Source organism: Arthrobacter sp. 05N429 (assembly GCF_056397045.1).
In genome coordinates, this window is sequence record NZ_JBFTMQ010000007.1 from 174481 (window position 1) to 195172 (window position 20692).

The window sequence follows — 20692 nt, forward strand, 5'->3', positions numbered from 1 at the left end:
CGGACGGGTAAGCCCGTCACAGCAGTTAATGAGCGGCCGGTGCAGGTGCAGCTTCTTTGCCCAAAGAAGCGGGACGGGTGCCGGTAAGTGAGGTGGTACCGCGGTGCCGGTGTTGTCGAAAGACAGTGCAGGGGCCGTCCTCGCATCCTGAATGAACCCATTTGTTCACTAGCTCAACCCAGGATGTCGAGATGACTTATTACCCGAAGGCCTCCGCCGCACCTTCCGGCGCCGGCTCCACCACCTCTGCTTCCAGCGCAGCGTCCAACACAGCTTCCAACGCCGTGTCCAACACCTCCGGTGTGTCTGCCTCCGTGAAGTTCCCGGAGATCGAGGAACGCATCCTCAAATACTGGGATGAGGACGGCACCTTCCAGGCCAGCATCGACCAGCGGGAATCTGACCTTCCTGGCGGAAAGCCCGGCTCCAACGAATTCGTCTTCTACGACGGCCCGCCCTTCGCCAACGGCCTGCCGCACTACGGCCACCTGCTGACCGGCTACGCCAAGGACCTCGTGGGCCGCTACCAGACCCAGCGCGGCCGCCGGGTGGAGCGCCGCTTCGGCTGGGACACGCACGGGCTGCCCGCCGAGCTGGAAGCCATGAAGCAGCTCGGCATGACGGACAAGACCCAGATCGAAGCCATGGGCATCGACAAGTTCAACGACGCCTGCCGTGCGTCGGTCATGAAGTACGCCGACGAGTGGAAGAGCTACGTCACCCGCCAGGCGCGCTGGGTCGATTTCGAGAACGACTACAAGACGCTCAACGTCGAGTACATGGAGTCCGTGCTCTGGGCCTTCAAGCAGCTGCACGAGAAGGGCCTGACCTACAACGGCTACCGGGTGCTGCCGTACTGCTGGAAGGACGAGACGCCGCTGTCCAACCATGAACTGCGCATGGACGACGACGTTTACAAGAACCGCCAGGACCAGACCGTCACGGTCACTTTCCCGATCACGGCGGGGGAGTCGGAGCTTTCCCGGCAGCTCGCCGGGGTTCAGGCGCTCGCCTGGACCACGACGCCCTGGACGCTGCCCACCAACCTCGCGCTCGCCGTCGGGCCAGCCATCAACTACGTCGTCCTGCCCGCCGGCCCGCACGGCATCAAGGCCGCGTCGGCCGAGGCTCCCGTCGCCGGCAGTTTCTTGCTGGCCGCGGAGCTGCTGGGCGCCTACGCCAAGGACCTCGGCTACGGCGACGGCGCCGAGGGCGTCGCGGCGGCCGAAGCCGCAGTCACCTCCAGCCACACCGGCGCCGAACTCGACGGCCTGAGCTACCAGCCCCTGTGGGACTACTTCTCCGACGCCGAGAAGTTCGGCACCGAGAACGCCTGGCGCTTCCTCGTCGCCGACTACGTCACCACCACCGACGGCACCGGCATCGTGCACCAGGCCCCCGCCTACGGTGAAGACGACCAGAAGGTCTGTGAAGAGGCCGGCATCCCCGTGGTCCTCTCGGTGGACGAGGGCGCCAAGTTCCTGCCGCTCTTTGGCCACGGCGACCTCGCCGAGATCGCCGGACTCCAGGTCTTCGAGGCGAACAAGCCCATCACCCAGGTGCTTCGCGCCCAAGGCCGCCTGGTCCGCCAGGCCAGCTACGAGCACAGCTACCCGCACTGCTGGAGGTGCCGCAACCCGCTGATCTACCGCGCGGTGTCCTCCTGGTACGTGGAGGTCACGAAGTTCAAGGACCGTATGTCCGAGCTCAACCAGGAGATCAACTGGATCCCGGGCAACGTCAAGGACGGCCAGTTCGGCAAATGGCTCGCCAACGCCCGCGACTGGTCCATCAGCCGCAACCGCTACTGGGGCAGCCCCATCCCGGTCTGGCAGTCCACGGACCCGGACTACCCGCGCACCGACGTCTACGGCTCCCTGGCCGAGATCGAGGCCGACTTCGGCCGCCTGCCGCTGAACAAGGCCGGCGAGGTGGACCTGCACCGGCCCTTCATCGACGACCTGACCCGCCCGAACCCGGACGACCCCCGCACCCCGGAGGAGGGCCAGTCCCTGATGCGCCGCGTCGAGGACGTCCTGGACGTCTGGTTCGACTCCGGCTCCATGCCCTACGGCCAGGTCCACTACCCGTTCCAGAACGAGGAATGGTTCGACACGCACAACCCGGCGGACTTCATCGTCGAGTACATCGGCCAGACCCGCGGCTGGTTCTACATGCTGCACATCCTCTCCACCGCGCTGTTCGACCGACCCGCCTTCCGCAATGTCATCAGCCACGGCATCGTCCTCGGCTCCGACGGGCAGAAGATGTCCAAGAGCCTGCGCAACTACCCCGACGTCTCCGAGGTCCTGGACCGCGACGGCTCCGACGCGATGCGCTGGTTCCTGATGTCCAGCCCCATCCTGCGCGGCGGCAATCTGGTGGTCACCGAACAGGGCATCCGCGACGGCGTCCGCCAGGTCATCCTGCCGCTGTGGAACGTCTACAGCTTCTTCACGCTCTACACGAACGCCGCTGCAGGTGGTGCGGGGTACGACGCGAAGCTCCGCTACGACGGCTACGCCGACACGCTTGACCAGTACCTGATGGCCAACACCGGCGACCTGGTCCGGAACATGACCGCCCAGCTGGACAGCTACGACATCTCCGGCGCCTGCGACGAACTGCGCGGCTACCTGGACATGCTCACCAACTGGTACGTCCGCCGCAGCCGCCAGCGCTTCTTCGACGAGAACGTGGACGCCTTCGACGCGCTCTACACCGCGCTGGAGACCGTCACCCGCGTGGCCGCATCGCTGCTGCCGCTGGTCTCCGAGGAGATCTGGCGCGGCCTCACCGGCGGGCGGTCCGTGCACCTGGCCGACTGGCCGGACGCGGACCTGTTCCCGGCCAACCCGGGACTCGTCGAGGCCATGGACCGGATCCAGCAGATCTGCTCCACCGGTTCCTCGCTGCGCAAGGCCGCCAACCTGCGCGTGCGCCTGCCCCTGCAGGAACTCACCGTCGTGGCACCCGGCGCGGACGCGCTGGGAGGCTTCGCCACCGTCGTCGCCGATGAACTGAACCTGCGCTCCGTCCGGCTGCTCGACGCCGAGAGCGCCTCCCCGGAGGAGTTCGGCATCGAACAGAAGCTCGTGGTCAACGCCCGGGCCGCCGGTCCGCGCCTGGGCAAGAACGTCCAGCAGGCCATCAAGGGCTCCAAGTCCGGCGACTGGAGCGTCGACGAAGACGGCGTGGTTACCGCGGGCGGGCTCGCCCTCGAGCCGCAGGAATACACCCTGGAAACCGTCGTGGCCGAAGCCGCCGAAGGCGAGGGATCCCGCGCGGCGGCCGTCCTTCCGGGCGGCGGCTTCGTGGTGCTCAACACCGAGGTCACGCCTGAACTCGAAGCCGAGGGCATCGCCCGCGACATGGTCCGCGCCATCCAGCAGGCCCGCAAGGACGCCGGGTTGAACGTGAGCGACCGGATCCGGACAAACGTCACCGCCACGATGGATATTGTCGACGCGGTAAAGGCCCACGAAAACCTTGTGGTCACCGAAACCCTCACGATGGAGCTTGGCTTGTCCTCCAACGGAGACGGTACTGAACTGCAGATCACCGTGGAAAAGATAGGGGCCTGAACCATGACCGACGAATTTTCCGTAGAGAGCGTCTACGCCGAACTGCTGGGCCGGGCGCCGGAAAACAAGATGGAGCCCCGGCTTGCCCCGCTGCACCGGGCGATGGACATCCTGGGGGAGCCGAACAAGGCGTTCCCGATCATCCACGTCACCGGCACCAACGGGAAGACCTCCACCGCCCGGATGATCGAGGCCGGGCTGCGCGCCCACGGGCTGAGCACCGGGCGGTACACGAGCCCGCACCTGTCCAAGGTCACCGAACGGATCAGCATCGACGGCGCCCCCGTGCCGGATGAGACCTTCGTCCGGATCTGGGACGAGATCCGCCCGTACCTGGCCATTGTGGACGGCGAACTCGAAGCCGAGGGCCAGCCCCGGCTGACCTACTTCGAGTGCCTCACCATCCTCGGCTTCGCGGTCTTCGCGGACCAGCCGGTCAACGTCGCCGTCATCGAGGTGGGCCTGGGCGGCATCACCGACGCGACCAATGTCGGCGACGGCCAGGTCTTCGTGGTCACGCCGATCTCGCTGGACCACACGGACCTCCTGGGCGACACCACGGAGGAGATCGCGTACGAAAAGGCCGGCATCATCAAGCCCGGCGGCTTCCTGGTCAGCGCCGCGCAGCCCCGTGACGCGGCCCAGGTGCTGCTGGAAAAGGCCAAGGAAACCAACGTCCCGTTCCGCTTCGAAGGCGTCGAGTTCGGCGTCGAATCCCGCACCGTCGCCGTTGGCGGGCAGATGGTCACCATCCAGGGCATCGCGGGCCGCTACGAGGACCTGCTGGTCCCGCTGCACGGCGCCCACCAGGCGGAGAACGCCGCCGTCGCGATCGCCGCGCTGGAAGCCTTCTTCGGCGCTGAAAAGGCGCTCGACGCCGAGGTTGTCCAGGAGGCCTTCGCCTCGGTCACCTCACCCGGCCGCCTCGAGGTGCTGCGCACCGCGCCGACCATCATCGTCGACGCCGCGCACAACCCCGAAGGCATCCGGGTCTCCGCCGAGGCCATCCACGAGGCCTTCAGCTTCACGAAGCTCGTGGTGGTGGTGGGCGTGCTGCGGGAAAAGGACGCCGAGGAGATCCTCCGCCAGCTCAAGGAATCCCTGGGCGGCCTGGCTGCCGAGTACTGCTTCACGCAGTCCAACTCGCCCCGCGCTGTGCCGGCCGAGGACCTCGCGGAACTCGCCGAGGAGCTGGGCTTCGGCGAGGACAACATCCACGTCGCCGAGAAGCTCGACGACGCCCTCGAATGGGCGGTGGAACGTGCCGAATCCAACGACGACCTCGCCGGCGGCGTCCTCGTCACCGGGTCCATCACGCTCGTCGCGGACGCCCGGATCTTGCTCGGAAAGGCGGACGCGTAGACCATGGCAAAACTCACCAAGGCCCAGCGCGAATGGCGCCCGGGCATGCCTAAGAAACGCCGCTCCACCAAGGTCATGTTTGCCTCCACCGTGCTGCTGCTGGAGGCCTTTGTGGTGCTCTTCGGCACCCTCACCGTCTTCGGGCTGCGGCGGGACGAGTTCCCGCCGGTCCTGATCTTCTCGGTGGGGATCGGGCTGTGCCTCGTGTATGTCTTCACCTGCGCGGTCCTCTCCAAGCCGTGGGGAGTGGCGCTGGGCTGGATCCTGCAGATCGTGCTGATCCTGACCGGCATCCTGGAACCGGCGATGTTCGTGGTCGGCGGACTCTTCGCGGTGGCCTGGTGGTACGGGATCCGTACCGGCATCCGGATTGACCGCGAGTCCGCGCAGCGCGAACGTGAGCAGGCCGCCTGGGACGCGGCCCACCCCGAAGGGCAAAGCAACTAGACTTGTTTCCGAATCCCGCCCCCAACACATTGGAGCAGCTGTGAGCATTGAGCGCACCCTCGTCCTGATCAAGCCCGACGGCGTCACCCGCAACCTGACCGGCAGCATCATCGCCCGCATCGAAGCCAAGGGCTACACCCTGTCCGAGCTCAAGAAGGTCGACGCGAGCCGCGAACTGCTGGAACAGCACTACGAGGAGCACGTGGGCAAGCCGTTCTACGAGCCGCTGGTCGAGTTCATGCTCAGCGGACCCGTTGTCGCCGCGATCTTCGAGGGCCACCGCGTGATCGAGGGCTTCCGCTCGCTCGCGGGCACCACGGACCCGACGACGGCGGCTCCCGGCACCATCCGCGGCGACTTCGGCCGCGACTGGGGTCTGAAGGTGCAGCAGAACCTGGTCCACGGCTCGGACTCCGTCGAGTCCGCGGAGCGCGAGATCAAGATCTGGTTCCAGGACTAAGCTCCGGAACCGACCGACCGCCTCGCCGAGGTGACAGATAGGGCCAATGTTCATCGCGAACATTGGCCCTATCTGTCACCTCACGGCGGTTAACCGGGGTTCATCCGCTTAGTAGCCGGAGGTCCCGATGAAGACCTGGATGAAGGCGAAGAAGATGGTGGCGATCACGGCGACGTAGAGCAGGGCCGTGATGATCCAGCCGGAGTCGCCCAGGATCCTGGTCGGCCCCTCGGGCAGGCGGATCACGCCGTTGGAGACATTGCGGACGGTGACCCAGACGAACAGCGGAATCATCACTGCCCACACAACCATGCAGAACGGGCAGAGGATGTGGATGGAATACAGCGCCTGCGACCAGAGCCACACCACGAACGCGAAGCCCAGGGTCACGCCGGCCTGCAGGCCCAGCCAGTACCAGCGGGCAAACCTGGCGCCGGCCAGCATGCCCATCGCGGTGGTGATGATGACGGCAAAGGCCACGATGCCGATGAACATGTTGGGGAAGCCGAACACCGAACTCTGCGGCGTCTGCATGACCTGGCCGCAGGAGATCCATGGGTTCACATCGCACACGGTCACGTGGCCGGGGTCCTTGAGGACCTCCAGTTTCTCCAGCACCAGGATTCCGGAGGCAAGCCAGCCGACGACGCCGGTGATCAGCAGGAGCCACGCGAACGGGCGGTCGCGGGTCATCAGGGGCAACGGCCGTTCCGCAACAGACGTGCTGGAGCCTTGCTGCCGCTCGGCCGCCTCGCTGGTGGCACTGGAGATGATGGGCATGGAATCAAAGTCCTTCGGGTCGGTGCAACTGGTCCGATTCTATCGCCGGAGACTGGGGGAAGTCCGGGAAGACTCGTGCCGTCCAAAGTGATTCGGTCCAGGCCGCGGTCCGGATGCCTGCTTACGCCTGCTTTGACGGCTCCTGTGAGACAATGATCGTGGCTGGAACCCGATCCACATCCGGGTCCCGGTCCGGCGACTTTGTTCCCAAGACCGCCAATGATGAGCAGGGAGCTACGGATCCTCTGATCCCGGCTGTCCCGCAATGCCATTGGACGGCACCTGGTTGTGGCGTGTAGATCAACGGGTTTCAGAACAATTCCGCCGGCCCTCCAGGGCTGCCGCACCCCACTGCCGGTGCGAACCTGAGGGTATCCAATTGACTTCTGTCAATGCCTGCGGGTGTTGACAAATAATTGCCCCAACGGGTGCCGGATGTGGCGGCACGCCAGGGGCAGGAGTGTCGCCACATATGGATAATGACCAGGTTGTAACGGGAAACGAAGACTCTGCCGTTGCCAATGAAGCACCAGAATCAATTGAAGAAGCTGTAGCCACCCCGCCGAAGCGGCCGGTCCGGACCCGCCGCAAGGCGCTGCCCAAGAAGGAAGCCCCCGAGGCCGCGGAAGCAGCAGAGCCCACAGCAGTTCCCGCCGTGGCCGAAGAGGCTCCCGCTCCTGAGACCGAAGCCAAGGCCAAGGCGCCTGCACGCCGCTCCCGCGCACGCAAAGTGGCCGAACCGGCCGAACCCCTGCCGGCCTTCGCCGCTGAAGCCGCAGCAGAGCCCGCGGCCGCCACGGCAGAGGCGCCGGCAGAGGCGCCGGCAGCAGAGGCTGCCGAAGTACCGGTCGAAAAGCCTGTCCGCCGCCGCGCCAGCCGCGCCAAGGCCGCCGCACCCGTCGCTGAAGCCCCGGCCGCCAGGATCACGGCAGAGGAAGCAACCACGGAAACGCCGGAAGCCTCAGCTGCCGCGCCCGTCGAAGCCGCCGCTGCGACCGAGGAGGCCGCGGCCGCCACAGCAGCAGCCGAAGCACCTGCCGAAGCACCTGCCGAAGACACCCCGGCCGCAGCCTCCTCGCTCTTCCTGGAGCCGGGCGCGGTCACCTCGATGATTTTCCAGGCACCTGACCTGACCGCCGTCGTGCGTCCGGCTCCGGCCTCAGCGGCGGCCGTCGCAGAAGCTGAAGAAGAAGAAGAGGGCGAGGAAGGCGAGGGCGAAGATGCCGGAAGCCGACGTCGCCGCCGCAGCCGCGGGCGCCGGGGACGCAGCAGCCGCACCGGCGGCGAGTCCGAGACCGACGGCGAGGGCACCTCGGAAGAAACAGAAGAGGGCTCCGAGGGGACGCTCGAAGACGGCGTGACCTCCCGGCGCCGGCGCCGGCGCCGCCGTGGCGACCAGGACCTCGAACTGACCGGCGGGGGAGACGACGATCCGCCCAACACGGTGACCCGGGTCCGTGCGCCCCGTGCCGCCACCGAGGCCCCGGTCAACAACCGCGTCACGTCACTCAAGGGCTCCACCCGGCTTGAGGCGAAGAAGCAGCGCCGCCGCGAATCCCGCGACACCGGACGCCGCCGCACCGTCATCACCGAGGCCGAGTTCCTGGCCCGTCGCGAATCCGTGGACCGCCAGATGATCGTCCGCCAGCGCGACGACAGAATCCAGATCGGCGTCCTCGAGGACGGCGTCCTGGCCGAGCACTTCGTGTCCAAGACCCAGCAGGATTCCCTGATCGGCAACGTCTACCTGGGCAAGGTCCAGAACGTGCTGCCGTCGATGGAAGCGGCCTTCGTCGACATCGGACGCGGCCGCAATGCCGTGCTCTACGCGGGTGAAGTCAACTGGGAGTCCGTCAACCTCGAGGGCAAGCAGCGCCGGATCGAGAACGCGCTCAAGTCCGGCGACTCCGTGCTGGTCCAGGTCACCAAGGACCCGGTGGGCCACAAGGGCGCCCGTCTCACGAGCCAGATCTCGCTGCCCGGCCGCTACCTCGTGTACGTGCCCGGCGGTTCCATGACCGGCATCTCCCGCAAGCTGCCCGACGTCGAACGCAACCGCCTCAAGCGGATCCTCAAGGACCGCCTGCCCGAAGACGCGGGTGTCATCGTCCGCACCGCCGCCGAAGGTGCGTCCGAGGAAGAGCTCACGCACGACATCAACCGCCTCCGCGCCCAGTGGGAAGGCATCGAAGGCCAGTCGACCTCGACCAAGATCCTCGCCCCCGAACTCCTCTACGGCGAACCCGACCTGACCATCAAGGTGGTCCGTGACGTTTTCAACGAGGACTTCTCCAAGCTGATCGTCTCCGGCGAAGAAGCCTGGGACACCATCGAGGCGTACGTCACCTACGTGGCGCCGGACCTGGTGGGCCGGCTGGAGAAGTGGACCAAGGACACGGACATCTTCTCCGCCTGGCGCATCGACGAGCAGATCCACAAGGCCCTGGACCGCAAGGTCTTCCTGCCCTCCGGCGGATCCCTCGTGATCGACCGCACCGAAGCCATGACCGTGGTGGACGTCAACACCGGCAAGTTCACCGGCAGCGGCGGCAACCTTGAGGAAACCGTCACCAAGAACAACCTCGAAGCAGCCGAGGAAGTCGTCCGGCAGCTCCGGCTCCGTGACATCGGCGGCATCATCGTCATCGACTTCATCGACATGGTGCTCGAATCCAACCGCGACCTCGTCCTGCGCCGCATGGTGGAGTGCCTGGGCCGGGACCGGACCAAGCACCAGGTGGCTGAGGTGACCTCGCTGGGCCTCGTGCAGATGACGCGCAAGCGGATGGGCACCGGGCTGCTCGAAGTCTTCGGCGAACAGTGCGAAACCTGCGCCGGCCGCGGCATCGTCACCCACGACGAGCCGGTCGAGCACCGCCGCGCCAACGTGGTCGCCGCCGAGCACCACGTCCCGCGGACCGAGCAGCAGCAGCCGGCCGCGCGGACCGAACGCAAGAGCCGCCGCCGCGGCCGGGGCGGCCAGGGAACGGACGTCCAGTCCGCCCCGGCAGCCGTGCACGCCGAGCCCACCGACGCCGAGCGCCACGCCAAGGCCGAGGCAACCCGCGCCGCGCTGGCCAACATCGCAGCAGCGGCGCACGCCGCCCACCTGCATGACGGCGAGGCACCCGCCGACGCCGGGACCCGCGAGGCAGCTGTGGAAGCAGCCGTCGAGGCGGCTGTCGAGCTGGTCGCGACGGAGGAAGCTGCCGGACGTCCGGGCGCTGTGCTGACGTTCGGCGGCGAGCAGGTCGCCCTGCCGTTCGTGGAGCACGCCGACGAGGCCAGTGCGCCTGCGCTGACCCTGGACCTCCTGACCGAGGCCTTCGCCAACCTGGGCGAAACCGAAGAAGCCAAGGCTCCTGCGGCACAGGAGCCGGCAGCGAAGGCGCCGGCGGCCCGGACGGCAGCGGCCGCTCCGGTCCGCGCCGGCGGAACAGGCCCGGGACGCGCCCAGGCGCCGGGTTCCCAGACCGAGGCCGAAGCCGAAACCGGCACCTCGCGTGCCCGCCGCGGCCGCCGCAACCGGAGCGCCAGCCGCGCCCAGGGTGCAGCGAACGAGACCTCGGTCGAGCAGCGCCAGGAATCCCGGCAGTCCGCCGCCGTTTCGGTGCACGAGGCCAAGGTCCCGGCAACAACGGCGCCCGCGGCGAAGCCGGCCGCCAGCGAGCCGATCATCCTCGGCGTCGGCGTTCCGGCCTCGGAGCTCTGACACCGGAAAAATTCAGCAAGGCCGCGGGCGCGGTCCGGACGGCGTAGCAATACGCGCAGTTCGGGCCGTGCCCGCGTCTTCGTTAAGGTATGCGGCTAGGCTGGAGCCCTGACACGGGGTGCCGCGCATCGAGCCGGCTGAGATCCAGACCCGTTGAACCTGTCCGGCTAGCACCGGCGAAGGGATGTCTCTCTTGACCACCGCCTCATCGTTTCTTCCGCCTGTCCCTGCCCCTTCGGCGCCCAGGATCCCGCGGGTGCTGGCGATCGCCGGCTCCGATCCCTCCGGCGGCGCCGGGATCCAGGCCGACCTCAAGAGCATTGCCGCGCACGGCGGCTACGGCATGGCAGCCATCACCGCCCTGACCGCCCAGAACACCCGCGGCGTCAGCGCAGTCCACGTCCCGCCGGCGGCCTTCTTGACCGCCCAGCTGGAGGCCATCAGCCAGGACATCACCATTGACGCCGTCAAGATCGGCATGCTGGGGGACGCCTCCGTGATTGACGCCGTCCGCAGCTGGCTGGAGAAGTCCCGCCCCGCCGTCGTGGTCCTGGACCCGGTCATGGTGGCGACGAGCGGCGACCGGCTGCTGCAGGAGTCCGCCGAGGCAGCCCTGCACGCGCTGTTGCCGTACGCGGACCTGATCACGCCCAACCTCGCCGAGCTCGCCGTCCTGCTCCGGGAGGAAGCCGCCGAGGACTGGGCCGGGGCGCTGGGACAGGGCAAACGGCTCGCCGCCCAGACCGGCACCACGGTCCTGGTGAAGGGCGGCCACCTCGACGGCGGCAACGGGTGCCCCGACGCGCTGGTCAACACCGGCGGGCTCCTGGCCCAGGACGTCGTCGTGGTTCCGGGGGAGCGCGTGCATACGCGCAACAGCCACGGCACGGGGTGTTCGTTGTCCTCGGCGATCGCCACAGTGCAGGCGAGAAATACAGTGCAGGCCGGAACGGGGGACTGGGAGGCCGCGCTCCGCGAGGTCAAGCCGTGGCTGCGGGAGGCACTGCGCGCCTCGTCGGCGCTCGACGTCGGCACCGGCAACGGCCCGGTCCACCACTTCCACCACGTCCAGCAGCACACCCAGGACCACAGCGCTGCCCGGAACCGTGGAACCGCAGCCCGGGAACCCACAGAAGGCGAGTTCGCCGTCGCGCTCCGGGAAGTGGCCACCGCCGACCTGGAGGCGATCTACGGCCTAGACTTCATCCGGGCACTCGCCGACGGATCGCTGCCGGAGAAGGAGTTCGCCTACTACCTCGCCCAGGATGCCCTGTACCTCAACGGATATTCCCGCGTGCTGGCCCGTGCCGCCGCGATCGCACCCACTGAGGCCGAGCAACTGTTCTGGGCCCGCTCAGCGCAGAACTGCCTCGAGGTCGAGTCGGAGCTGCACCGGACCTGGCTCAGCACCCGCACAGCTGAGGTGACGCTCGGTCCGGTCACCAAGTCGTATGTCGACCATCTGCTGGCCGCCTCGGTCTCCGGCAGTTACGGGGTGCTGGTGGCCGCCGTGCTCCCGTGCTTCTGGCTCTACGCCGAGGTGGGGGAGACGCTGTATCGGCAGTTCCTGACCGCCGGCGCCCCGGAGTCCCATCCCTACGCCGTCTGGTTGCGCACCTACGCCGACGAGGAGTTCGTCGCCGCCACCCGGCAGGCCGTTGCCTACACCGACGCTGCGGCGCGGGCGGCTTCGAAGGGCGAACGGGACGCCATGACGCTGGCCTTCCGGCAGTCCGCCCGCTACGAGGTCGACTTCTTCGACGCGCCGCGGCTGCACGCCTGACAGCGGGCGCCGGTGTGGGCCTGTACGATAGGTGGGCACGGTTCCGGAAGTCGTTGCGGCGGGCTCTGTCCATACAGAGTGGCGCCTATCACGAACCTCCCTTCGGAACCAGCCTCATTTGCGGCCGAAGGCAAAATTAGCGTAGTCTAGATCTTCGGTGCTTACGCCAACACTTGGGTTATGACCTTGAGGACGCTCCATCCGATTTCGGATGCGTTTGTCCACGGGATAGCTCATGGATTCCCTTGGGAACTCCACCGGCGTAGAGGCACAGCGTGAGCCGGACCAAATTCGTTGGACCCAGGTTCCGCACGCAAATCTAGTAATAAACGTCGAGAGAAGTGAGTTCCCCAGTGGTGTACGCGATTGTCCGCGCAGGCGGCCGCCAAGAGAAGGTTTCCGTTGGAGACTTCGTTACCCTGAACCGCGTCCCCGGTGGAGCCGGCAGCACCTTTGAGTTGCCCGCACTGCTCCTGGTAGACGGTGACAAGGTCACGTCTGCAGCTTCGGACCTGGCCAAGGTAAAGGTTACGGCTGAGATCCTTGAGGACCTTCGCGGTCCCAAGATCGTCATCCAGAAGTTCAAGAACAAGACCGGTTACAAGAAGCGCCAGGGTCACCGTCAGGAATTGACCAAGGTCAAGATCACCGGTATCAAGTAACTAATCGTTACTGTTCAGGTTTTCAGCAGATTCCCCAGAATTTTAAGGCAGGCATTTCCAAATGGCACATAAAAAAGGCGCGAGCTCCACTCGCAACGGTCGTGACTCGAACGCCCAGTACCTCGGCGTCAAGCGCTTCGGCGGCCAGGTAGTTTCCGCAGGCGAGATCATCGTCCGCCAGCGTGGCACCCACTTCCACCCGGGCGCCGGCGTTGGCCGTGGCGGCGACGACACCCTGTTCGCTCTGACCCCCGGCGCTGTCGAGTTCGGCACCCGCCGCGGTCGTCGCGTTGTGAACATTGTGGCTGCTGCAGCTGCAGAGTAACAACAAGTCTTGAATCGGTGGAGCGGGCCATTAGGTCCGCTCCACCGGTGTTTTAACCGCATTACAATCATCCTGGGCGTCTTTGGCGCCTGAGGGAACAGCACTGAGGAGATCCACGTGGCCAGCTTTGTAGACCGGGTAGTACTGCACGTATCCGGCGGTACCGGCGGCCACGGTTGTGTCTCCGTCCACCGCGAGAAGTTCAAGCCGCTCGGCGGTCCCGACGGCGGCAACGGCGGCAACGGCGGCGACGTCATCCTGCGCGTCGACCCCCAGACCACCACCCTGCTGGACTACCACCACGCCCCGCACCGCCACGCCACCAACGGCGGCCCCGGCATGGGTGACTGGCGCGCCGGCAAACACGGCGAAACCCTGATCCTCCCGGTCCCCATTGGCACCGTGGTCAAGTCCAAGTCCGGCGACGTCCTCGCGGACCTCGTGACCGAAGGCGCAGAATACATTGCGGCCGCCGGCGGCATCGGCGGCCTCGGCAACGCCTCGCTCTCCTCGCAGAAGCGCCGCGCTCCCGGCTTTGCGCTGCTCGGGATTGAAGGCGAGTCCAGCGACGTCGTCCTGGAACTGAAGTCCATCGCCGACATCGCCCTGGTCGGCTTCCCGTCCGCCGGCAAGTCCAGCCTGATTGCGGCGATGTCCGCCGCGCGGCCCAAGATCGCGGACTACCCGTTCACCACCCTGATCCCGAACCTCGGTGTGGTCCAGGCCGGCGACGTGCGCTTCACCATCGCCGACGTCCCAGGCCTCATTGAAGGTGCCAGCGAAGGCAAGGGCCTCGGCCACCACTTCCTGCGCCACGTCGAGCGTTGCGCCGCCCTGGTGCATGTCCTTGACTGCGGCACGCTCGAATCGGACCGCGACCCCCTCTCCGACCTCGCCATCATCGAGGCCGAGCTGGAGAAGTACGCCGTGGACATGAGCTATGCCGGCAACGACGGTGAAGTGATCCCGCTGAACCACCGCCCCCGCCTGGTCGCCCTGAACAAGGTGGACCTGCCGGACGGCAAGGACATGGCCGAATTCGTCCGCCCGGAACTGGAATCCCGCGGCTACAAGGTCTTCGAAATCTCCGCGACCAGCCACGAAGGCCTCCGCCAGCTTGGCTTCGCCATGGCCGAAATCGTGCAGGCCGCCCGCGACGCCGTCGCCGCCGCCCCGCCCAAGGTGCAGGCCCCGGTCCTCAAGCCCCGGGCCGTCAACGAATCCGGCTTCAAGATCCGCCGTGAAGAGAAGAACCTGGAGCCGCTGTTCCGCGTCCTGGGCGACAAGCCCGTGCGGTGGGTCAAGCAGACCGACTTCACCAATGAGGAAGCCATCGGCTACCTCGCCGACCGCCTGGCCAAGCTCGGCGTCGAGAACGAACTCTTCAAGCAGGGCGCCAAGCCGGGCGACATGGTGGTCATCGGCGAGGACGACGGCGTCGTCTTCGACTGGGAGCCCACCATGATGGCCGGCGCCGAACTGCTGGCCGCACCGCGCGGCACCGACGTGCGCTTCGCCGACATCGGTGACCGCCCCACCCGCGGGCAGAAGCGCGAGGACCAGATCGAACGCCGCGAGGCCAAGGCTGCCGCCCGCGCCGAGCTCGAAGCCGAACGCAAGGCCGGCATCTGGACCGAATCCGTCAGCAGCCGCAGGGTCGCGAAGCCGCTCAAGGAGAGTGGACTGGGCGCAACAGATGACGAGTAAAGCCGTCACTGAGCGCGGTGCGGCGGTTACCCCGGACCGCCGCCCGGCAGCGGACACCCCCGCCCCCGACCGGTCCGTGCTGTCCGGGGCGCGCCGGATCGTGGTCAAGGTCGGGTCGTCCTCGCTGACCTCCATCAAGGGCGGCATCTCGGAAGAGGCCCTCACCGACCTCGCCGACGCCCTCGCGCACCAGCGCAACGCCGGCACGGAGATTATCCTGGTGTCCTCCGGCGCGATCGCCGCCGGGCTCGCCCCGCTCGGGCTCGCGAAGCGTCCCCGTGACCTCGCCACCCAGCAGGCCGCCGCGAGCGTGGGCCAGGGCCTCTTGATGGCCCGCTACACGCACGCCTTCGGGGCCCACGGCGTCACCGTCAGCCAAGTCCTCCTCACCGCCGAAGACTTCATGCGCCGCAGCCAGCACACCAACGCCCTGCGCGCTCTCGACCGGCTGCTCAACCTCGGTGTCGTGCCAGTTGTGAACGAGAACGACACCGTCGCCACGCACGAGATCCGCTTCGGCGACAACGACCGGCTCGCGGCCCTCGTGGCCCACCTGGTCCGCGCCGACGCACTTGTGCTGCTCTCCGACGTCGACTCCCTCTACGACGGGCCTCCCGCGCACGGCGCAAAGCGGATCTCCCATGTGACCGGCCCGCAGGACCTCGACGGCGTGACCATCGGACGCACCGGCAAGGCAGGAACAGGCACCGGGGGAATGGTCACCAAGGTCGAGGCGGCCACCATCGCCGCAGGCTCCGGCATCCCTGCGCTGGTCACCTCCACCGCGAACGCCGCCGCCGCGCTGGCGGGCAAAGACGTGGGGACCTGGTTCTCCGTCAACGGCTCCCGCAAGCCGGTCCGCCTGCTCTGGCTGGCGCACCTCGCCTCCGTGGAGGGCACGCTGGTGCTCGACGACGGCGCCGTCAAGGCCGTGCGTGACCGCCGCACCTCGCTGCTCCCGGCCGGCATCTCTGCCGTGCACGGACACTTCGAAGCCGGCGACGCCGTCGAGATGGTCTCACCCGACGGCACGGTCATCGCCCGCGGCCTGGTCAACTACGGCGCGGCCGAACTCCCGCAGATGCTGGGCCGCTCCACCAAGGAACTCGGCGAGGCGCTCGGCCGCGGATATGACCGGGTAGTTGTTCATGTTGACGATCTGGTGCTGGTCTAAGCCTCCTGTCCGCCTAAACTGGAAGTATGACTGAGGCCCTGACCCCCCGCTCCGCCGTGCTCGCCGAAAAGCTGTTCGCCGAAGGTCTGCTCCCGGCGGATGGACCGGCGGACGGCATTGTCGCGGCCGGTCCGGAGACGTCTCCGGACGCTGCAGGCACCAGCGAAGCGACCGACGTCGAGGCTGCCGTCCACGCCGTCGCCGACCGCTCGCGCCACGCCGCGCGCAGGATGGCCCGCGCCAACCGGGCCTGGAAGGACCGCGGGCTGCGTGCCATCGCAGCCGCGCTGTTGGAGCGCAAGGCCGGGATCCTCGCCGCAAACGCCAAGGACGTCGTCGCCGGAAAGGCCAACGGCACGTCCGCGGCCATGCTGGACCGCCTCACCCTCACAGGCGCCCGCATCGACGGCCTCGCGGCAGCCCTGGAAAACCTCGCCAACCTGCCGGACCCGGTCGGCAACGTGGTCCGCGGCCAGACCCTGCCCAACGGGCTCCGGCTCCGCCAGATCAACGTGCCTATGGGCGTTGTTGCCGCCATCTACGAGGCGCGCCCCAACGTCACCGTGGACATCGCCGGGCTGGGCCTGAAGAGCGGCAACGCCGTCATCCTGCGCGGCGGAACTGCCGCTGCCGCCACGAACGCCGCCCTCGTCACCGTGCTCCGCGACGCCCTCGATTCGGTGGGCCTCCCCGCCGACGCTGTGCAGAGCGTGGACCAGTACGGCCGCGACGGCGCCAACGCCCTGATGCGTGCCCGCGGACGGGTCGACGTCCTGATTCCCCGCGGCGGCCGGGAACTGATCCAGTCCGTCGTGAAAAACGCCAGGGTTCCCGTGATCGAGACCGGGGAAGGCAACGTCCACATCTTCCTGGACGCGTCCGCGGACGAGGAGATGGCCGTGGAGATCCTCCTGAACGCCAAGACCCAGCGGCCCAGTGTCTGCAACACTGTGGAAACCCTGCTGGTCCACTCGAAGTCGACCGTGCTGCCCGCCGTCGCCGCTGCTTTGCGCGCCGCCGGCGTCACGCTTCACACCGACGAGCGGGTCCGGGCCGCGCTGCCGGGGTCGGTGAAGTCGGTCCCCGCCACCGATGAGGACTGGGCCACCGAATACATGGACCTGGACCTCGCCGTGGCCATGGTGGACAGCCTGGACGACGCCGTCAAGCACATCCGCAGGTGGTCCACCGGGCATACCGAGGCCATCCTGACCAATGACCTCGGAAACGCCGAGCGGTTCATCGCCGAGGTCGATTCGGCCGCCGTGATCGTGAACGCTTCCACCCGCTTCACCGACGGCGGCGAGCTGGGACTGGGCGCCGAAGTGGGCATTTCCACCCAGAAGCTGCACGCCCGCGGCCCCATGGGTCTGACGGAACTGACCACCACGAAGTGGATCGTCCAGGGCGAGGGCCAGATCAGGGCCTAGCAACGCTGTAATATGGAACAGAAGTCCGGAACGGTGGGGATACCCGCCGTCGTCAATTCTTGAACTTACTAGGGGAGAACATGCTGTCGCAGCAGATCGCCACCATCGTCGCAGCCGCCGGCGGATCAGGCCACGAGGAACTCGCGCCGCTTATTGCACCGCCGTTCGTCATCGGCGGCGTGATGTTCGCGGTCCTGATGATCATGCTTTTCATCACGCTGTCCTACTCCAACCTGGGCAAGCGTCACGAAGTCGTTGAGGAGCATGCGGATCCGCACCGCCAGCACCCGAACAAGCACGATCACGGCCAAGGGCACTAATATTTCCGCCACCATGAAGCAGCGCGGCGCCAAGCGCCGCCTGCGTCTGGGTGTGATGGGTGGCACGTTTGATCCCATCCACCACGGCCACCTTGTCGCGGCCAGCGAGGTCGCGGCCAAGTTTGACTTGGACGAAGTGGTCTTCGTGCCTACGGGCCAGCCGTGGCAGAAGATGAGCAAAAAGGTCAGCGAGGCCGAGCACCGGTACCTCATGACCGTCATCGCCACGGCTTCGAACCCGCGCTTCACCGTCAGCAGGGTGGACGTGGACCGGCCCGGGCCGACGTACACCATCGATACCCTCCGGGACCTGCATACCCTGCGCCCCGAGGCGGACCTGTTCTTCATCACCGGAGCCGACGCCCTGGCCCAGATCCTCTCCTGGAAGGACATCGACGAGCTGTGGTCCCTCGCGCACTTCGTCGGAGTCACCCGGCCCGGCCACGTCCTCGACGGGATGGGCCGCAAGGACGTCAGTCTCCTGGAGGTTCCCGCCATGGCGATCTCCTCGACCGACTGCCGCACCAGGGTGGCGGCAGGGAACCCCGTCTGGTACCTCGTCCCCGACGGCGTTGTCCAGTACATCGCCAAATACGGACTGTACGGCGGTGACCCGGAGACCGGGGACACCTCCGCCGGCAATGGCGCCGCACGCTATGACCGAAGCACCGAGATAGCCCAACCCGCCAGCACCGAATGAGTTTGCAATGAGTCAGGAACAGCCACCAATCCGCAGCCGTCGCGAACTGCGACAGGCCAGAGATGAACGCCTGGAAGCCAACCAGGAGGCCGGTACGCCAGGTCCCGGTGCGGTTCCCCCTGCCTCAAATGATCCGGCCCCGGAAAATGCCGCCTCGAAGAATCCTGCCGCCGGCACCCAGCGGCCTGCCGGCGACGTTGACCCCGGCGAGCCTACCGAAGCGGAAATCACCGGACGTCGCCGGATTCCTGGCCCCGTGGACTCGGTCCGCAGCACCGCCGGCTCCGAACGCTCCTCGCAGGTCCGCGCCCGGGACCGCGCCACCTTGCGCACCATCAAGGAACTGGCCGAAAAAGAGGGCAACCTCGCCGGCGGGGGACCGCCCACCCGGCGCCAGCTCCGGCTGCTGCAACTGGCGGCGGAAACATCCCCATCGACCTCCGCCAACCTGATAGTCCCCGCCTCTCCGCGCACCCGGGCCACGCCCGTTGTTCCCCAGCCCGGCGTGGAGTCCGCTCCCGCTGACAGGGCCCCCGGCCAGAAGGCCGACGGCGGTCCGAAGTCTGGCGGTGCCAAGGCCCCGGGCGGGCAGGGTCCCGAGGGAATGACTGTTGAACAGGCCCTGGCCGCGCGGGAACTTCTGGCCCAGCAGGCCCAAAACCAGCTGGCCAAGATGGAACACATCAACGCCACCGACCCCGACGCCGTCGATCCTGCCGTACTGGCGGAACAGATCGCCCTGGCCGAGCGGGCCGCCGTGCTGAACCGCCGGGCTGCGGCCAAGCAGAAGCTGGCCGAGCAGAACAGCACGCCGGAGCCGGTGCGGAATGATCCCACCACGGCCAACAACTTGGCCATGGTCACACCCCTGGAGTTCGTCCAGGTCCCCGGCGTGGAGCGGCCCGTCATGAAGCGCCCTGCCACGTCCCACGTTCCGGTGGCCACCAACCCGGGCCCCCGGGTTGAACCGGCCCGGAAGTCCGGCAACCGCCGTCCGGCGTCGTCCCGCCAGCGGGGCGGCGCGTCCGCAACGGGCCGCGGCGGTGTGCTCGCCCGCGCCGAAGCCGCCGCCAGGGCCGCCTCCGCGCCTCACGTGACGTCCCGGCCGGCCGCGGGGAACCCCGCCGCAGCCCAGTCCGAAGAGGACTTCGCGGGCAGGACGCCCGTCGCGGCGAACTCGGCCTATGGTCTCGATCCCCTGGACGCGGCCACCGCCGGCCTCGGCAGGGCACGCCGCCTCCGGCTCGTGCAGCTGGTGGTGCTGGCCCTTGGGGTGATTGCGCTGATCGCCGGGATCACCCTGATTGTCACTGGCCTCTCCGGCTAGTTGCCTTCCATTTGGCCCTGCTGTCCTGTCAGGCGGCCATTCCACGTATTTCAACAACACAAGCTTTTCACCCAACAAGGAGTCCCGTGACTGCAACAGATTCATCCATCGCCACAGCCCGCCACGCAGCCCGAGCCGCCGCGGAAAAACTCGCCGAGGACATCGTCGCCATGGACGTCAGCGAGCGGCTGGCCCTGGCCGACATCTTCCTGATTGCCTCGGCACCGTCCGAGCGCCAGGTCAACGCCATCGTGGACGGCATTGAGGACGAACTTTCCAAGTCCGAGCTCAAGCCGATCCGCCGCGAAGGACGCTCCGGCGGCCGCTGGGTCCTGCTGGACTACGGCGACATCGTCATCCACGTCCAGCACGAGGAAGACCGCGTGTTCTACGCCCTCGAGCGTCTCTGGAAGGACTGCCCCGTCGTGGACCTCCAGCTCGGGGACGACGCATCCGCGAAGGCAGCAGCAGCTTCCGACTCGGAGTAGCGGCCGGGAGGAAACCGGAATATGCCCGATTTGGAATTTTCCGAAAGGCTGTTCTAAGATATTTGAGTTGCTTCGGAGAGATCCGGACAAAGAACCGGAGCCGAAAGCGCAAGCTGACGGAGTCGGAGCAACGAAAATTCGGGGCTGTGGCGCAGCTGGTAGCGCACCTGCATGGCATGCAGGGGGTCAGGGGTTCGAGTCCCCTCAGCTCCACCGGATAATCCGCCGGAATCGAAAGATTCCGGCGGATTTTTTTGTGCGGTTTTGGTGGGGAGGATTTGGGGCCGGAATCGTGTCCAAGGGCCCCCCCGGACGGCGAAGGCGGTGCCCGGGGCCCGGAAAAAGGGAGGCCCCGCGGGACTTTTCCGCCCGATCGTGTGCCGATTCGCGCGAACCGGAAATGTAGTTTAAGATAAACAGGTTGCTTCAGG

Annotated in this window: 16 protein-coding genes, 1 tRNA gene and 1 riboswitch; of the genes, 16 read left to right on the forward strand and 1 reads right to left on the reverse strand. The window is 67.4% G+C overall.

Translation table 11 applies throughout. The features are described from left to right. Window positions 1–191 precede the first annotated feature (191 nt). The 4 genes from ileS to ndk are packed head-to-tail and all read left to right on the forward strand — an operon-like array spanning window position 192 to window position 5853. The gene (gene ileS, locus AC1DF4_RS13820; RefSeq protein ID WP_476913418.1) at window positions 192–3584 is read left to right on the forward strand and encodes an isoleucine--tRNA ligase; all 3393 of its coding nucleotides are present in this window, start codon (window positions 192–194) and stop codon (window positions 3582–3584) included. 3 nt (window positions 3585–3587) lie between these two features. Then, entirely contained in the window at window positions 3588–4946 is a 1359-nt protein-coding gene (locus AC1DF4_RS13825) for a bifunctional folylpolyglutamate synthase/dihydrofolate synthase (RefSeq protein ID WP_476913419.1), read from the forward strand. A gap of 3 nt (window positions 4947–4949) precedes the next feature. Then, window positions 4950–5393 (forward strand): DUF4233 domain-containing protein, encoded by a 444-nt coding sequence (locus AC1DF4_RS13830; RefSeq protein WP_476913420.1) that lies wholly within the window; start codon window positions 4950–4952, stop codon window positions 5391–5393. Between the two features lie 40 nt (window positions 5394–5433). Then, a complete protein-coding gene (gene ndk, locus AC1DF4_RS13835; protein WP_476913421.1) occupies window positions 5434–5853 on the forward strand; it encodes a nucleoside-diphosphate kinase in 420 nt (139 codons plus the stop codon). Window positions 5854–5961: 108 nt separating this feature from the next. Here the strand turns inward: ndk and AC1DF4_RS13840 are convergent, their stop codons facing one another. Further along, window positions 5962–6633, reverse strand: coding sequence for a vitamin K epoxide reductase family protein (locus tag AC1DF4_RS13840; protein WP_476913422.1), 672 nt, complete (start codon window positions 6631–6633; stop codon window positions 5962–5964). Window positions 6634–7105: 472 nt separating this feature from the next. On the opposite strand from AC1DF4_RS13840, the gene AC1DF4_RS13845 reads away from it, so the two are divergent. The 12 genes from AC1DF4_RS13845 (at window position 7106) to AC1DF4_RS13900 (ending at window position 20474) form a co-directional block, all read left to right on the forward strand. Further along, entirely contained in the window at window positions 7106–10345 is a 3240-nt protein-coding gene (locus AC1DF4_RS13845) for an Rne/Rng family ribonuclease (protein ID WP_476913423.1), read from the forward strand. A 104-nt stretch (window positions 10346–10449) separates the two neighbouring features. After that, a riboswitch (TPP riboswitch) is annotated at window positions 10450–10547 on the forward strand. Further along, window positions 10530–12128 (forward strand): bifunctional hydroxymethylpyrimidine kinase/phosphomethylpyrimidine kinase, encoded by a 1599-nt coding sequence (locus AC1DF4_RS13850; protein WP_476913424.1) that lies wholly within the window; start codon window positions 10530–10532, stop codon window positions 12126–12128. It overlaps the preceding riboswitch by 18 nt. 353 nt (window positions 12129–12481) lie before the next feature. Then, the gene (gene rplU, locus AC1DF4_RS13855) at window positions 12482–12790 is read left to right on the forward strand and encodes a 50S ribosomal protein L21 (RefSeq protein WP_024368343.1); all 309 of its coding nucleotides are present in this window, start codon (window positions 12482–12484) and stop codon (window positions 12788–12790) included. 61 nt (window positions 12791–12851) lie between these two features. Beyond that, entirely contained in the window at window positions 12852–13115 is a 264-nt protein-coding gene (gene rpmA / locus AC1DF4_RS13860) for a 50S ribosomal protein L27 (protein WP_009372867.1), read from the forward strand. Window positions 13116–13232: 117 nt separating this feature from the next. Continuing rightward, complete coding sequence (gene obgE, locus AC1DF4_RS13865) at window positions 13233–14822, forward strand: GTPase ObgE (protein ID WP_476913425.1); 1590 nt, start codon at window positions 13233–13235, stop codon at window positions 14820–14822. Next, window positions 14812–15996, forward strand: coding sequence for a glutamate 5-kinase (proB, locus tag AC1DF4_RS13870; RefSeq protein ID WP_476913426.1), 1185 nt, complete (start codon window positions 14812–14814; stop codon window positions 15994–15996). The genes obgE and proB overlap by 11 nt, the downstream gene beginning before the upstream one ends. A 26-nt stretch (window positions 15997–16022) precedes the next feature. Next, a complete protein-coding gene (locus AC1DF4_RS13875) occupies window positions 16023–17426 on the forward strand; it encodes a glutamate-5-semialdehyde dehydrogenase (RefSeq protein WP_476913427.1) in 1404 nt (467 codons plus the stop codon). Window positions 17427–17506: 80 nt separating this feature from the next. Then, on the forward strand, window positions 17507–17746 hold the full coding sequence (locus AC1DF4_RS13880; RefSeq protein ID WP_476913428.1) for a hypothetical protein: 240 nt from the start codon (window positions 17507–17509) through the stop codon (window positions 17744–17746). Window positions 17747–17801: 55 nt separating this feature from the next. Next, window positions 17802–18446: a nicotinate-nucleotide adenylyltransferase gene (nadD, locus tag AC1DF4_RS13885; RefSeq protein WP_476913452.1), complete on the forward strand. Its 645-nt coding sequence runs from the start codon at window positions 17802–17804 to the stop codon at window positions 18444–18446. A gap of 7 nt (window positions 18447–18453) precedes the next feature. Continuing rightward, window positions 18454–19773, forward strand: a complete 1320-nt coding sequence (locus AC1DF4_RS13890) for a hypothetical protein (protein WP_476913429.1) — start codon at window positions 18454–18456, stop codon at window positions 19771–19773. An 86-nt stretch (window positions 19774–19859) separates the two neighbouring features. Next, window positions 19860–20261: a ribosome silencing factor gene (gene rsfS, locus AC1DF4_RS13895; protein WP_476913430.1), complete on the forward strand. Its 402-nt coding sequence runs from the start codon at window positions 19860–19862 to the stop codon at window positions 20259–20261. A 140-nt stretch (window positions 20262–20401) separates the two neighbouring features. Then, window positions 20402–20474, forward strand: a tRNA-Ala gene (locus tag AC1DF4_RS13900). Window positions 20475–20692: the final 218 nt, after the last annotated feature.

Coding starts and splice junctions, on each gene's coding strand:
- AC1DF4_RS13845 (WP_476913423.1), top strand. CDS start 7,106: ATGGATAATGACCAGGTTGTAACGGGAAACGAAGACTCTGCCGTTGCC.
- AC1DF4_RS13830 (WP_476913420.1), top strand. CDS start 4,950: ATGGCAAAACTCACCAAGGCCCAGCGCGAATGGCGCCCGGGCATGCCT.
- AC1DF4_RS13880 (WP_476913428.1), top strand. CDS start 17,507: ATGCTGTCGCAGCAGATCGCCACCATCGTCGCAGCCGCCGGCGGATCA.
- ileS (WP_476913418.1), top strand. CDS start 192: ATGACTTATTACCCGAAGGCCTCCGCCGCACCTTCCGGCGCCGGCTCC.
- AC1DF4_RS13840 (WP_476913422.1), bottom strand. CDS start 6,633: ATGCCCATCATCTCCAGTGCCACCAGCGAGGCGGCCGAGCGGCAGCAA.
- rpmA (WP_009372867.1), top strand. CDS start 12,852: ATGGCACATAAAAAAGGCGCGAGCTCCACTCGCAACGGTCGTGACTCG.
- nadD (WP_476913452.1), top strand. CDS start 17,802: ATGGGTGGCACGTTTGATCCCATCCACCACGGCCACCTTGTCGCGGCC.
- AC1DF4_RS13890 (WP_476913429.1), top strand. CDS start 18,454: ATGAGTCAGGAACAGCCACCAATCCGCAGCCGTCGCGAACTGCGACAG.
- proB (WP_476913426.1), top strand. CDS start 14,812: ATGACGAGTAAAGCCGTCACTGAGCGCGGTGCGGCGGTTACCCCGGAC.
- AC1DF4_RS13850 (WP_476913424.1), top strand. CDS start 10,530: ATGTCTCTCTTGACCACCGCCTCATCGTTTCTTCCGCCTGTCCCTGCC.
- AC1DF4_RS13825 (WP_476913419.1), top strand. CDS start 3,588: ATGACCGACGAATTTTCCGTAGAGAGCGTCTACGCCGAACTGCTGGGC.
- AC1DF4_RS13875 (WP_476913427.1), top strand. CDS start 16,023: ATGACTGAGGCCCTGACCCCCCGCTCCGCCGTGCTCGCCGAAAAGCTG.